Origin of the sequence: Devosia sp. Root635 (genome assembly GCF_001427605.1) — a bacterium.
GTDB lineage: Bacteria > Pseudomonadota > Alphaproteobacteria > Rhizobiales > Devosiaceae > Devosia.
The window spans coordinates 48,059-61,379 of record NZ_LMGZ01000008.1 but is presented as its reverse complement, the minus strand read 5'-3'; the positions used below and the strand labels follow the sequence as shown (position 1 = coordinate 61,379).

At 65.5% G+C, this 13,321-nt stretch carries 11 protein-coding genes; 7 read left to right on the top strand and 4 right to left on the bottom strand.

Features of this window, described 5'->3' with window-relative positions; genetic code table 11:
- Positions 1 to 93: 93 nt before the first annotated feature.
- The gene (locus ASD80_RS05480) at positions 94 to 2,253 is read left to right on the top strand and encodes a malate synthase G (RefSeq protein ID WP_056230075.1); all 2,160 of its coding nucleotides are present in this window, start codon (positions 94 to 96) and stop codon (positions 2,251 to 2,253) included.
- A gap of 145 nt (positions 2,254 to 2,398) precedes the next feature.
- Here the strand turns inward: ASD80_RS05480 and ASD80_RS05475 are convergent, their stop codons facing one another.
- Positions 2,399 to 4,018: a CocE/NonD family hydrolase gene (locus ASD80_RS05475; protein ID WP_056230071.1), complete on the bottom strand. Its 1,620-nt coding sequence runs from the start codon at positions 4,016 to 4,018 to the stop codon at positions 2,399 to 2,401.
- A complete protein-coding gene (gene ade, locus ASD80_RS05470) occupies positions 4,015 to 5,748 on the bottom strand; it encodes an adenine deaminase (RefSeq protein ID WP_413813362.1) in 1,734 nt (577 codons plus the stop codon). Before ade ends, ASD80_RS05475 begins: the two co-directional genes overlap by 4 nt.
- A gap of 90 nt (positions 5,749 to 5,838) precedes the next feature.
- Between ade and ASD80_RS18690 the strand changes: the two genes are divergently transcribed.
- Together ASD80_RS18690 and ASD80_RS05465 are read left to right on the top strand one after the other, a co-directional pair.
- Positions 5,839 to 5,997, top strand: coding sequence for a hypothetical protein (locus ASD80_RS18690; protein ID WP_156460337.1), 159 nt, complete (start codon positions 5,839 to 5,841; stop codon positions 5,995 to 5,997).
- Positions 5,997 to 6,992 carry a DNA topoisomerase IB gene (locus ASD80_RS05465; protein WP_056230068.1) on the top strand — a complete coding sequence of 332 codons (996 nt, stop codon included), beginning with the start codon at positions 5,997 to 5,999 and terminating at the stop codon, positions 6,990 to 6,992. Before ASD80_RS18690 ends, ASD80_RS05465 begins: the two co-directional genes overlap by 1 nt.
- Before the next feature lie 71 nt (positions 6,993 to 7,063).
- Here ASD80_RS05465 and ASD80_RS05460 read toward each other — a convergent pair whose 3' ends face one another.
- On the bottom strand, positions 7,064 to 9,289 hold the full coding sequence (locus ASD80_RS05460) for a putative bifunctional diguanylate cyclase/phosphodiesterase (RefSeq protein WP_056230064.1): 2,226 nt from the start codon (positions 9,287 to 9,289) through the stop codon (positions 7,064 to 7,066).
- 149 nt (positions 9,290 to 9,438) lie between these two features.
- Here ASD80_RS05460 and ASD80_RS05455 point away from each other — a divergent pair, with 149 nt between their 5' ends.
- From ASD80_RS05455 to ASD80_RS05440, 4 genes are all read left to right on the top strand, one after another.
- Positions 9,439 to 10,485 (top strand): NAD(P)-dependent alcohol dehydrogenase, encoded by a 1,047-nt coding sequence (locus ASD80_RS05455; protein ID WP_056230062.1) that lies wholly within the window; start codon positions 9,439 to 9,441, stop codon positions 10,483 to 10,485.
- Positions 10,486 to 10,632: 147 nt separating this feature from the next.
- Complete coding sequence (locus ASD80_RS05450; RefSeq protein ID WP_056230058.1) at positions 10,633 to 11,418, top strand: SDR family NAD(P)-dependent oxidoreductase; 786 nt, start codon at positions 10,633 to 10,635, stop codon at positions 11,416 to 11,418.
- Positions 11,419 to 11,472: 54 nt separating this feature from the next.
- Complete coding sequence (locus ASD80_RS05445) at positions 11,473 to 11,793, top strand: DUF2834 domain-containing protein (RefSeq protein WP_082555079.1); 321 nt, start codon at positions 11,473 to 11,475, stop codon at positions 11,791 to 11,793.
- 73 nt (positions 11,794 to 11,866) lie between these two features.
- Positions 11,867 to 12,358 carry an MgtC/SapB family protein gene (locus ASD80_RS05440; RefSeq protein ID WP_082555078.1) on the top strand — a complete coding sequence of 164 codons (492 nt, stop codon included), beginning with the start codon at positions 11,867 to 11,869 and terminating at the stop codon, positions 12,356 to 12,358.
- 289 nt (positions 12,359 to 12,647) lie between these two features.
- Here ASD80_RS05440 and ASD80_RS05435 read toward each other — a convergent pair whose 3' ends face one another.
- On the bottom strand, positions 12,648 to 13,094 hold the full coding sequence (locus tag ASD80_RS05435) for a response regulator (protein WP_056230054.1): 447 nt from the start codon (positions 13,092 to 13,094) through the stop codon (positions 12,648 to 12,650).
- Positions 13,095 to 13,321: the final 227 nt, after the last annotated feature.

Sequence of the window (13,321 nt, the reverse complement as noted above, 5' to 3'; positions counted from 1 at the left end):
GCTGGGTGCGGTGCGTGGGGAAGGCCCCCTCACCCGACCCAATAGGGTCGACCTCTCCCCCAAGGGGAGAGGTGAAGAGAAGAAGGTTCAGATATGACCACCTACCAGACGAAATCCGGCCTTTCAGTCCACCCGCTGCTGGTCGATTTCGTCGAGAAGGAAGCGCTGCCGGGGCTGGCCGTGACGGAGGACCAGTTCTGGAGCGGCTTTGCCGCCTTGGTGGCCGAACATGCGCCGACCAATGCGCGGCTGCTGGCCAGGCGCGACGAGCTGCAGGCGCAGATCGATGAGTGGCACCACAAGTATGGCCCCGTCGCCAGCAACCCGCAGGGCTATGAATTCTTCCTGCGCGATATCGGCTATCTGGTGCCCGAGCCGGATGATTTCACCATCGAAACGTCAGGGCTCGACCCCGAAATCACCACGCTGTGCGGGCCGCAGCTCGTGGTGCCGGTGTCGAATGCGCGTTACGCGCTCAATGCCGCCAATGCGCGCTGGGGCAGTCTCTACGATGCCTTCTATGGCACCGACATCATCAGCCGCGACGGCGACCTGGCGCCCGGCAAGGGCTATAACGCGGCGCGCGGCGCCGCCGTGGTCGACAAAGCCGCAGCCTTCCTCGACGAGGCCTTCCCGCTGGCATCGGGCAGCCATCGCGACGTCACCGGCTACCATGTGGTCAAGGACGGTGAGACGCGCCATCTCGAAGTAGACACCGCCGAAGGCCGCACCGGCCTGAAGGACCCGTCGGCTTTTGTCGGCTATGGCGGCACCGAGGCCAGTGGCGAGCTGGTGCTGCGGCACCATGGCATCCATGTCATCCTGGTCATCGAGCCGGGCAGCGTCATCGGCGGCACGCATCGGGCCGGACTGGCCGATATCATCGTCGAAGCCGCGCTGACGACCATCCAGGATTGCGAGGATTCCGTCGCTGCGGTCGATGGCGAGGACAAGGTCGGCGTCTATCGCAACTGGCTCGGCCTGATGAACGGCACGCTGGAAGACACGTTCGAAAAGGGTGGCCGCAGCGTCACCCGCAAGCTCAAAGCCGACCGGACCTATAAGGACGTCAATGGCGTCCCGCTGGTGCTCAAGGGCCGCTCGCTGCTGCTGGTGCGCAATGTCGGCCACCTGATGACCACCGATGCGGTGCTGTTCGACGGCAGGCCGATCGGCGAGGGCCTGATGGACGCGGCGGTGACCGTGCTCTGCGCCATGCAGGACAAGGTCAACAGCACCGCCGGCGCCATCTATATCGTCAAGCCCAAGATGCACGGACCCGAGGAAGTGGCCTTTGCCTGCGCCATCTTCGGCTCGGTGGAGCAGATGCTGGGCCTCAAGCCCAACACGATCAAGATCGGCATCATGGATGAGGAGCGCCGCACCTCGGCCAATCTCAAGGCCGCCATCTATGAGGCGCGGGCGCGGCTATTCTTCATCAATACCGGCTTCCTCGACCGCACGGGCGACGAAATCCACACCTCGATGGAAGCCGGCGCGGTGCTGCGCAAGGACGAGATCAAGTCCGAGAAATGGATCGCTTCCTACGAGGATCGCAACGTGCTGATCGGGCTGGCCTGCGGCCTCTCCGGCAAGGCGCAGATCGGCAAGGGCATGTGGGCGCGGCCGGACGACATGGCGGCGATGATGGAAAGCAAGGCTGCCCATCCCCAGGCTGGGGCCAATACCGCCTGGGTGCCGTCGCCGACCGCCGCGACTTTACACGCGCTACACTATCACCAGGTCGATGTGTTCGAGGCGCAGAAGCGCCGCCACAACCAGGCCGTGCCGCCGCTCAGCGACCTGTTCTCCATGCCGGTGCAGCCGCCGTTCTCGCTGAGCCGCGAGGAGATCACCCGCGAGCTGGAAAACAACGCCCAGGGCATTCTGGGCTATGTGGTGCGCTGGGTGCAGCAGGGCGTGGGCTGTTCGAAAGTGCCCGACATCAACAATGTCGGCCTGATGGAAGACCGCGCCACCTGCCGCATTTCCTCGCAGGCCGTAGCCAACTGGCTGCGCCACGGGCTGGTGAGCCGCGACGAGGTGACCTCCACCTTCGAGCGCATGGCCTCTGTGGTCGACGAACAGAATGTGGGTGATCCGCTCTATCGGCCCATGGCGGAGAATTTCCAGTCGGTCGCCTTCCAGGCTGCGCTGGATTTGGCCTTGCATGGGGCCGACCAGCCGAGCGGGTATACCGAGCCACTGCTGCATGCCGCACGGCGCAAGGTGAAGGCGCGGGACGGGCTGTAGGGGCGGCTTCAGGCTCACAATCTCCCCCACCCACAATCGCCTCCCCCCGGACTTGATCCGGGGGTCTCTCGTCGCTTTTACCGTGTTGAGAGTGACCCGCGGATCAAGTCCGCGGGAGGCGCCGGTGTTGGGGGGATGGGCGGCGCTACAAACTATAGCCCGGCACAATCACCCCCGTCCCCTCGTGGAACACCTCCACGTCATTAGCCACCATCTGCGTCGCCGTCCCCACCGGTTCATCCGTTCCCAGGTTTCGCGCATAGCGCGGATGCGCCCCCGAGGCGATCATCAGGCGCAGCCGGTGACCCGCCCGGAAGCTGTGGGCCGTGGCGTGGAGCGGAAAGGCCAGCCGCCAACTCCCATCCGGCTCCGTTGGCGTTTCCGGCGTCACGCGCACCAGCCCGTCGCAGATATTGACCGACCGCCCATCCGGATCGACATCGTTGAGCCGCACGAAGAAATCGCTGTGCCGCAGGCTGGCGCGGGCATGCAGCGCAATGCGGCACTGGCCGATAATGGTGATCGGGCTGGTGAGCACCGCCCCGGTATAGACCAGCACATCGTCCCGCGCTTCGAGCGGCGCATTGTCGACCGCGCCGGCGCCGGTGAAAGCGAAAATGGCCCCGCCCAGATTGGGCGTCGGATCGGCGGGATCGTAGTGGTAGCTGTCGCTGCCCGCGCCAGGTCGCGCCGTCAGCGTCGAGCCGGGGCCGATATGCCAGGTCACCGGGTTGGGCGGGCCGGGGGGATAGCGGTCGAATTCGTGCCATTCCTCGAGGCCGGAAATGTGGATACGCACCGGGCGGCGGCGCAGGCCGGTTTCGTCGCCCAGCAGCTTGGCGCGCATCCAGAGCAGGGTTTCGCGCAGGTTGTCGCGCTGCAATTCCTCGGCGACATGGAACCAGGTGCCCACGGTCAGATAGGGCTGGTGGCCCAGTTCGATCAGGAGCTGGTAATCGGCCAGCAGGGGATCGAGCATGAAATCGTACCAGCCGGAAATGAAATGCACGGGTGGCGTGGTTTCGCTCAGGCGGTGGCTGTGGTCGAGCGCGGCCCAGAAGGCGTCATTGCCGATGGCATGCTCGAACCAGTAGCGCCAGAACGGCACCTTGTGCCCCACCGCCTCCTTGTCGGCCTCGACCAGCGGCAGGATGGCGGCGGCGCGGTCGGTGCGGCGCTCGATATCGCCGGAAAACATGCGGGCGGCGGTGGCCAGCGGGCGGTCGCGCAGCCCCTCGATCACCTGCACCCATGACAGCCAGAGATTGAGGTGAAAGGCGCCTGATGGGAACACGACCGGGCGGAAATTGGTGGTCGTCACCTTGGTTGCCATGGCGGCGACAGCGGGCAGGGCATCGCTGATGGCCCATTGCGCATAGCCCAGATAGCTCGGGCCGGTCAGCCCGATCCGTCCGTCGAACCAGGGCTGGGCCTTGATCCATTCGAGCGTGGCGAGGCCATCGCTGCGTTCATTGGTGAAGGGGTCGAATTCGCCCCCCGACTTCTCGGTGCCCCGGCAGGCCTGGATAACGACGTGAAAGCCGCGTTCGGCATAGGCTTCAGCGATGGGCGCGAAACCGCGCCGTCCATAGGGCAGGCGCATCAATATGGTCGGGTGGGAGCCGGCGGTGTCAGGGGCGTAATGGTCCGTCTTGAGCGTCACGCCATCGGGCATGGTCAGCGCGATGCCGCGTGTCCGCGTCACGCCGTTGAGGCGCGGCGGCAGGTCTTCGACCCAGGCCAGGTAAAGCGAGGAGAGGCTCACTCCACGAAGCCGAATTTGTCGACGTCGAACAGGCCGCGATCGGTCATCTTGAGATGTGGGATAACCGGAAGCGCCAGGAAGGCAAGTTGCAGGAAAGGTTCAGGCAAAACGCAGTCAAGCGCGTAGGCTGCCTGCCGCAAAGCCTGCAGGTCATGCGTCACGGCTTCGAATGGCTTGGGGCTCATCAGTCCGGCAATGGGCAGCGCCAGCTCGGCCGTCACCCTGCCGCCATCGGCCACCACGAAGCCGCCGCGCAACTCGATCAGCCGGTTCACCGCCACGGCCATATCCGCGTCGGTGGCGCCGATGACAGTGATGTTGTGGCTGTCATGGCCCACCGACGAGGCGATGGCACCACGCTTCAGCCCGAAGCCGCGCACGAAGCCGCGGCCGATATTGCCGTTCTTGCCATGCCGCTCGATGACCGTGACCTTGAGCACGTCGGCATCGAGGTCGGGCTGCAATCCGCTTTCCGTCACCGCCAGGGTGGCCTCGTCGCGGAAGGTCAGGATCAGGCCCGGCTTTACCCCGATGACCGGCGTGCTGTTGCGGCCGGGCCTGGGTTGCGCAATGAAATCGGCCGGCGAGACCGGCTTGGCCTTCATCGAGCCAAGGCCCACGGTTTCGACCGGCTCTCGCGCTGCGAACAGGTCGGGGCCGACCAGCCGGCCCCCGGTCACCACGTCGCTGACGCGGCAATCGTCCAGGCTGTTGAGCAGGACGATATCGGCGCGCCAGCCGGGGGCGACGAGGCCGCGGTCGTTCAGCCCGAAAATGCGGGCGGCCGAATGGCTGGCGGCGCGATAGACATGGTGCAGCGGCCGACCCATGGCGATCAGGCGGCGGATGGAGCTATCCAGATGCCCTTCCTCGGCGATGTCGAGCGGGTTGCGGTCATCGGTACAGAGGGCGACGAAGGAGGACGTATTCTCGTCGAGCACCTCGGCCAGGGCCTTGAGGTCCTTGGAAACCGAGCCTTCCCGGATCAGGATGGCCATGCCCTTGGCCAGTTTTTCCCGCGCTTCGGCGGCGCTGGTAGCCTCGTGGTCGGTGCGGATGGCGGCGGCGAGATAGCCGTTGAGCGCGGTGCCCAGCAAGAGTGGCGCATGGCCGTCGATATGCCCGCCCTGGAAGGCGGCCAGCTTGGCGATGATGCCGGGATCGGCATTGAGCACGCCGGGAAAGTTCATCATTTCGGCCAGGCCGATGACCTTGCCATGGGCACGGAACGGTTCGAGATCGGCGATTTCCAGCGCCGCGCCGGACGTTTCGAAGCCGGTGGCTGGCACGCAGGACGACAGGTTTACCCTTATATCCATCACTGTCCGTTCGGCGCAGTTGAGGAAATAACGGATGCCCTCGGCGCCCAGCACATTGGCGATTTCATGGGGGTCGCAGATGACCGTGGTGACGCCATGCGGCAGCACGCAGCGATCGAATTCAAACGGAGTGACCAGCGAGGATTCGATATGCAGATGCGTGTCGATGAAGCCGGGCACCGCGAAGCGTCCCGTGCCGTCGATGACGGTTTTGCCCTCGTAGCCGGCATGGGTGCCCACGATCCGGTCGCCGACAATGGCGATGTCGGTCCTGGTTACGGCGCCGGTGATGACGTCGAGCAGTTGGACATTGCGGATCACCAGATCGGCCGGCGTTTTCCCCTGTCCGGCCATGATCATGCTTGTGAGGGTGGCGGCGTCGGTCATGAAGTGGTCCTTGGTCTCAGTCATGGCCGAAGGTCGGCTCCGGCGATGGCGCCGTCAAGGGCGGAACCACGGACGATGCTCGCCGTTGCCCTCTGACAACCACAGGAGAGCGTCATGGAAACCTATGACCCGCACAAGAATGCGACAGAGGTGCGCCAAGCCAGTCCGCGCAAGATGAACATGCGGGTGCTGGTGCTATCGATGATCGGCATCGTGGTGCTGTTTGCTGTCATCTACCTCGTCTATACGCTCACCCAGTCCAACCCCGCCTGATGCGGCTGGTCAGGGTAGGCCGCGATGAGCTGACACTTGTCCGCCAGCGGCGCGGCAAGGGCTTCTGCTACCGTGATGAGGCGGGCAAGCTGGTCGGCGATCCGGCAACGCGCGCGCGGATCAAGGCGCTGGGTATTCCGCCCGCCTGGCGCGACGTGCGCATCGCCCCCAGCCCCAGGGCCCATATCCAGGCGCTTGGTGTCGATGAGGCGGGGCGCGACCAATATATCTACCATCCGGACTGGGAATTGCGGCGCGACGGCAAGAAGCAGCGCCGGCTGGCGTCACTGACGGCGGTGCTGCCGCGCCTGCGGCGGAAAATCGCCGAGGCGCTGGACGCCGAAGCCGGCAGCCGCGAGCTGGCTTTGGCCATTGCCGTCGCGCTGATCGACAAGACCGCCATGCGGGTGGGGCGGGAGAAATATCTCGAAAGCAGCGGCACCCGTGGCGCCGGCACGCTCTATGCGCGCGATGTGCGGGTCATTGGCGACGAGGTCTGCATGGCCTTCGATGCCAAGGGCGGCAAGCGCGCCGAATACTGCCTCACCGACGCCAGGCTTGCCGATGCCGTCAGCCGCATCAAGGCGTTGAAGGGCAAGCGCCTGCTGGTCTGGCGCGACGACATGGGCAAGGTTCGCCCGATCAAGACCGGGGCGATCAACGCCTGGCTGCACGAACTGGCGGGCACCGATATTGCCGCCAAGGACTTCCGCACCCTGCATGCCAGCGCCATGGCCGGGGAGGCATTGGCGCAGATGGAGGCCGGCAGTTCGGAGACGGCGCGCCGCCGCCAGATGGCGCAGGTGGCCAGGCAGGTGTCCGACGTGTTGCGCAATACGCCGGTGATCTGCCGCAAGTCCTATATCGCGCCATGCCTGTTCAAGCTGTTCGACGCGGGCAAGCTCAAGCAGATGTGGGAAGCCGCCGGCAAGGGCCGCACGGGTTTGCTGGCTCGCGAGAAGCGATTGGGCGTGGTGCTGGCGGCAGTGGCGTGAACTCAGGTGACCCGGTCTGTGCCGACCCGGCTGGAAGTGCCCATTGGCTGACGCCAGCGCTCGAAGCCTTGTCACGCCGCCTTGGTGCGGCGGCGGCGTTCGGGACTGTTGGCCTTGTCGGTGAAGATGGCGGTGATGCGCTCGCCGGCCACGCCGCCCGAAAACAGGAAGCCCTGCAGGGTGTTGCAGCCCAGCCGCCCCAGGATGACGGCCTGCGCCTCGGTCTCGACGCCCTCGGCCGTTACCTCGATTTCCATGGCATGGGCCAGGGTGACGATGGCCTGGGTGATGGCGACCGAGACATGGCCTTCGCTCAACTGGCTGACGAAGGAGCGGTCGATCTTGATGCGGTCCACCGGATAGCGCTTGAGGTAGCTCAGCGAGGAATAGCCGGTGCCGAAATCGTCGAGCGCGATATGAATGCCCGCGGCGCGGAACGTGCGCAGGTTCTGCGCCGAGACATGCTCGTCGTCGAGCAGGATGGATTCGGTGATCTCGAGCTCCAGGTCCACCGGGCGCATGCCGGTCTGGTGCAGGATGTCGAAGACCTGCACCGAAAAGCGCGGATTGCGCAACTGGGTGGGCGAGATATTGACGGCGATGGTGCGGCCCGGCGCTCCGGCCCCCAATTCGCAGGCGCGGCGGAGCACGAACTCGCCCAGGGCTTCGATCAGGCCGGTATTCTCGGCGACCGGAATGAAGCGGGCCGGCGAGATTTGGCCATATTTGGGGTGGTGCCAGCGCGCCAGCGCCTCAGCGCCGATGACCTTGCGGCTGGCCTGGTCGATCAGCGGCTGGAAAGCCACCGAAAGCTGGTCGTCGCGCAGCAGCGCCTCGCGCAGTTCGCCCTCGATGGTATGCTGGAGCTGCAGCAGCTCGTTCATATGCTCTTCGTAGACCACGGCGCGGTTACGGCCGCCGGCCTTGGCCTCGTAGAGCGCGATATCGGCCTTGCGCACCAGTTCGCGTGGCTCGGCATTGCCGCCCGAGGCGTTGACGATGCCGATGCTGACGCCGACATGAGCCTTGAAGTGGTTGAGGTCAAAAGAGCGGCCGATGGCGTCGATGATTGCGGTGGCCATGGTGGCCACGTCCTGGCACCCATCGCGCGACACGGCGAGAATGGCGAATTCGTCACCGCCGAGGCGGGCGATCATCACACCGGGTCCGACAACGGCGCGGATGCGCTGGCCGACGGCACAGATCAGCTCGTCGCCCGCCTGGTGGCCGAGTGTATCATTGACCTGCTTGAAGCGGTCGAGATCGAGCATCAGCAGCGACAATTGCAGGCCGGTGTCCTGGCGGTCGGTCAGCACCCTTGCGAGGTGGACGTCAAAACTCATGCGGTTGGGCAGTCCGGTCAGCCGATCGTGCGCGGCCTGATGTTCGGCATGGCGGCGGCCCGCTTCGAGCGCGGCCGAGGAGCGGCGCAGTTGGCGCAGCAGCAGGAAGACCAGGATGGCGGCCACCGCGAAGGCCGCGGCCAGAGCCGGGCCGGTCTGGCGCAGCATCATCAGGCCGGGGCGATCGCGCTCCCAGTCGAAGAAGGCGATGAAGCGGCCGGCGGCATTGAGAATGGGATGGGTTGCCCGTTCGGGTCCGACGCTACGGGCGAGGCCGAAATGGCCGTCCTCGAACATATATTCGTTGTTGAACTGGCTGGCCGTACGGTCATTGAGGAATTGCACCGCGGCGATCAGCGGCTCGGTGCCGGCGGGCTGCACCACCGCGCCGGTATCGGAGACGATGGTCATGACGCTGACAATGGCGGGCACGCCCTCGACCACGGCGAAGTCGGAAACCGAAACCGGCCTGGGCGGGCCGCCGGGGACGATCGAGGCCGGCACCGCCGCGCGCACGCGATTGACCAATTGCTGCACCGGGCTCGAAATGCGGCGATAGGCCTGCGGCTCCACCGAAACGCCGTCTTCCATCATATAGAGCGGCTGGGCGAGGGCATCGAGCACCACGACCCGGTCGTGGCCGAAGAATTCGTGCATCCACCTGCCCAGGTTGCGGTGGACCCAGTTGACGTTGAACATCAGCCTGGTGTTGACCACGGTGTCGTCGCGTATGGCGACGCTGGCCAGTTCGTGCTCCAGCCGGATGCGGCGCGCCTCGATGACCTGCTCGAACATGGCGCTTTGCCGCTCGAGCGCGCGTTCGTCGATATTGGCCGTGGACCAGAAGATAAAGCCCAGCACCGCCGCGGCCGTGATGACCAGCGCCAGAACGACAGGCAGCAGAACGGCGGCGGAGAATTGCCAGCGTTCGAGTGTCGAGGTCTTGGGCTGCATCAGACGACCGGTTTGAGCTTAACGGAGGCCGACCATACCGTAGGTGAAATTGCGGACTGGTTACCAAGTGGGCCGTGGATTGCCGTGGCGCGGTGCGCTAGCCTGTCTAGGTGCCAGCCCGGCATCTGCTTTCAGCCCATGGAATCGCCATGACCAAAGTCCGCGCCCTCGTTCTTGAACGCCAGCATGAGCTGGCCCTGCGGGATATCGACCTGCCGCTCGATGTGGGGCCGGGCATGGTCAGGATCGCCATTCATACCGTGGGCGTGTGCGGTTCGGACGTTCATTACTACACTCATGGCCGGATCGGGCCCTTCGTGGTCGAGGCGCCCATGGTCCTGGGGCACGAGGCAGCCGGTACGGTGAGCGAGGTCGGCGCCGGGGTGGCCCATCTCAAGGTGGGCGACCGCGTCTGCATGGAGCCGGGCATTCCCGACCCGAATTCGCGGGCCAGCCGGCTGGGCATGTACAATGTCGATCCGGCCGTCAGCTTCTGGGCCACGCCGCCGGTCCATGGCGTTCTGACGCCCGACGTGGTGCATCCGGCCAACTACACGTTCAAGCTGCCCGACAATGTGAGCTTTGCCGAAGGCGCGATGGTGGAGCCCTTCGCAGTCGGCATGCAGGCGGCGGCCAAGGCCAGGATCACGCCCGGCGATACGGCGCTGGTGCTGGGCGCCGGCCCCATCGGCACCATGGTCGCGCTTGCCGCGCTGGCCGGCGGCTGCGCGCGGGTCATCGTGGCCGACCTGGCGCAGCCCAAGCTCGACATCGCCGCGCAATACCAGGGGATTATCCCGGTCAATATTCGCGAAAAGAACATCGTCGAGGAAGTCGGCCGCCTCACCGAGGGCTGGGGCGTCGACCTGGTGTTCGAATGTTCCGGTTCGCCACAGGCCTGGAAGACGATTACCGACCTGCCGCGGCCGGGCGGTGCCATCGTCATCGTCGGCCTGCCGGTCGAACCGACGACGCTGGACATTGCCGGGGCCTCGATCAAGGAACTGCGGATCGAGAGTGTGTTCCGCTATGCCCACCAGTATGACCGCGCCATCGCGCTGATCGCCTCGGGCAAGGTGGACCTGAGGCCGCTGATCTCGGAAACGTTCGCCTTCGCGGATTCCAAGAAGGCCTTCGAGCGCGCGGTGGAGGCGCGGCCGAGCGATGTGAAGCTGCAGATCAGGGTTGGGGGGTAGGGGTGCCACGCCCTCGTGGTTCGAGGCGCTGAAGAAGCGCACCTCACCATGAGGGCTACTCCTGGCGCGATATTCCAGTAGCCCTCATGGTGAGGTGCGAGCCCTTCGCGAGCCTCGAACCACGAGGGCGTGGCACGGAGAAACGACATGGACTTGAATCTGCGCGACAAGGTCGCCGTCATCACCGGCGGCACGGTGGGTATCGGGCTGGCGGTGGCCGAGGGGTTGGCGGCCGAGGGCGCCAATCTCGTGCTGGTCGGTCGCAACAGGCAGCGCGGCGATGACGAAGCGGCGCGCCTGGCCGAAAAGCACGGCATCATCACCACTGCCGTCGCGGCCGATGTGGCCACGGCGGATGGCTGCGATGCTGTTATCTCGGGCGTGGCCAAGGCCTTTGGCGGCGCCGATATCCTCATCAACAATGCCGGCACCGGCTCCAACGAGACCATTGCCGAAGCCGACGACGCCAAGTGGCAATATTACTGGGATCTGCATGTGATGGCCGCGGTGCGCCTGGCGCGCGGGCTGGTGCCGGGCATGAGGCAGCGCGGTGGTGGCGTCGTGCTGCACAATGCCTCGATCTGCGCGGTGCAGCCGCTGTGGTACGAGCCGATCTACAATACCACCAAGGCGGCGCTGATGATGTTTTCCAAGACGCTGGCCAACGAGGTCGTGGGAGACAATATCCGCGTCAACACCATCAATCCCGGGCTGGTGCTGACGCCCGACTGGATCAAGACGGCCAAACAGATTGCCGGCGAAGACGGCTGGCAGGCCCATCTGCAGGGCGTGGCCGACGAGGCCGGCGGCATGAAGCGCTTCGCCACCCCCGAGGAACTGGCGAATTTCTTCGTCTTCATGTGCTCGGACAGAGCGAGCTATTCCACCGGCAGCACCTATTTCGTCGATGGCGGTTGGCTCAAGACTGTCTAGCGCGTCGGCCGAGAATCGCCCATCTGCTGGGGGCAGGGAGTTCTGGAGGCGGTCGTGAAGCGAGCCTATCTGTTCGTCGCCATTGCCGGCGCCGTTGTCGCCTGGGCATTCTTCGGGTCGTTCTTCGCCGTGCATGGCCCCGATATTCCGGCATTCGTGCGGGCGTTGTTTGTGAATGGCGCTGCCGGCGGGTTTGCGGCCGATCTGCTGATGTCGATCGGCATTTTCTGGGTGTGGTCCTTTCTGGACGCGCGCCGGCATGGCGTGCCGCACTGGTGGGTGGTATTGCCGGCTGCCTCGTTTGTCGGGCTGGTGCTGGCCATGCCGCTCTATTTCTATCTGCGCCACCGCCACCTTGACGCGGTGGCAGGCTAGCGTCCGCGCGCCACGGAACCATGCGGCACGCTCCGGGTTGTGATCCAGCGTCACCAGCCCGGACACTTCCCGCATGGATGTCGGCAACGAATTCGGCTTCGTCCAGACTTATCTGCCCCAGCACATCATCGCCATCCGGCTGCTCATCGCCGCCGTGCTCGGCGCCATGATCGGCTTCGAGCGCGAATGGAGCACGGCCGAGGCCGGGTTGCGCACCCATATCCTGGTTTCGGTGGCGGCGGCCCTGTTCACCATTCTCGCCTTCGAGATATTTCACACGATCGGCCCCGACGGTGCCAAGGCCGATCCGATCCGCGCCGTCGAGGCAGTGACGGCGGGCATCGCCTTTCTTGGTGCCGGGGCAATCTTCAAGAGCGGTGGCAATGTGCAGGGGATAACCACCGGCGCCGGCATGTGGCTGGCCGGGGCTGTCGGCGTCGCCACATCGCTTGGCTACTATCTCATCGCGTTCGGCGCGGCACTGCTGGCGGTGGTCGTCCTGGCCGCCCTGCGGGCGCTGGCGCACAACGTCATCCGGGGCGAAGACGACAAAGAGGTGGAATAGGGCATATCGCGGTGGGCCGCGGGGAGAAGCAGAAGTCTTCGGTATCGGCGCTGAGGGACGAGCGCGCTGCCGATCTGCTTCTCCCCCCGTGCGGACGCGACCGGGAGGTGTCGCGACCGCGCCCATGCGCCGCCCCCTTGGAGTAGGGCGGACGCCCTCCTCAGCCGCGGTGCAAGCGGGCCGGGGAGGGATGGAGTGGCCGGAGGGACGCTTGGGAATGCAGGATCGGTCCGCAAACCGTCATGCAGCGCCCCTCCCGGCCGAGGCATGCAACCTGTGGACGCAGGAGCTACATGCCAACCGCATCGAGGCGCTGACTACGCGCCCAGAAACTGACGATGCCCGCCGCTTCGCGCCGGTAGGCGTCGAGTTCGGCATGGCGGAAAAACACGGCGGAGGCGCCGGCCTCGTGCAGGGCATCGCGGCCCGCGCGGTCCAGCGGCTGGGTCATCACCACTACCGGCACGCCTTTCTGGCGGGCCAGCGACTGGATGGACGCTACGAATTCGAGATTGGCCCCGCTATGGGCCTTTAGATCCACGATCAGCAGGCCGGGCCAGTTGGCGGTCGGGTTGGCCAGCACATTGGCCAGCATCAGCCTTCCGTCGGCAGCGCCGCCATACCACTGGATATCGGGCGAGCCATGGGCGAGCAGCATGCGCGTCAGCAGGTGCGCCGAGTGCTGGTCGTCGTCGACAAGCGCCACGAATGGCATGTTTTCCACATAATCGTTCAAATGCGCACCCCGTTGTTCCGGCTGGGGACGGAACAAGCCAAAAAAGGAAACACTCGCCTGCACACCGCGACGGGCGGCGGGCGTTTACTGTTCGAAACTAGGTGGTCAAGAGCTTCGGTCGGGGCCTAACCGAGCCGAAAAAGTGTCGCGTATTGAACGTCGACAACCGGCGTATGATCCAATCGCTGCCTTCGGCATAGGCAAAGTCAGGTAAAGTCGATGTAACA

Excerpts from the sequence above, each read along its gene's own strand:
- ASD80_RS05480 (WP_056230075.1), top strand. The coding sequence starts at position 94 with ATGACCACCTACCAGACGAAATCCGGCCTTTCAGTCCACCCGCTGCTG.
- ade (WP_413813362.1), bottom strand. The coding sequence starts at position 5,748 with ATGACTGAGACCAAGGACCACTTCATGACCGACGCCGCCACCCTCACA.
- ASD80_RS18690 (WP_156460337.1), top strand. The coding sequence starts at position 5,839 with ATGGAAACCTATGACCCGCACAAGAATGCGACAGAGGTGCGCCAAGCC.
- ASD80_RS05465 (WP_056230068.1), top strand. The coding sequence starts at position 5,997 with ATGCGGCTGGTCAGGGTAGGCCGCGATGAGCTGACACTTGTCCGCCAG.
- ASD80_RS05460 (WP_056230064.1), bottom strand. The coding sequence starts at position 9,289 with ATGCAGCCCAAGACCTCGACACTCGAACGCTGGCAATTCTCCGCCGCC.
- ASD80_RS05455 (WP_056230062.1), top strand. The coding sequence starts at position 9,439 with ATGACCAAAGTCCGCGCCCTCGTTCTTGAACGCCAGCATGAGCTGGCC.
- ASD80_RS05450 (WP_056230058.1), top strand. The coding sequence starts at position 10,633 with ATGGACTTGAATCTGCGCGACAAGGTCGCCGTCATCACCGGCGGCACG.
- ASD80_RS05440 (WP_082555078.1), top strand. The coding sequence starts at position 11,867 with ATGGATGTCGGCAACGAATTCGGCTTCGTCCAGACTTATCTGCCCCAG.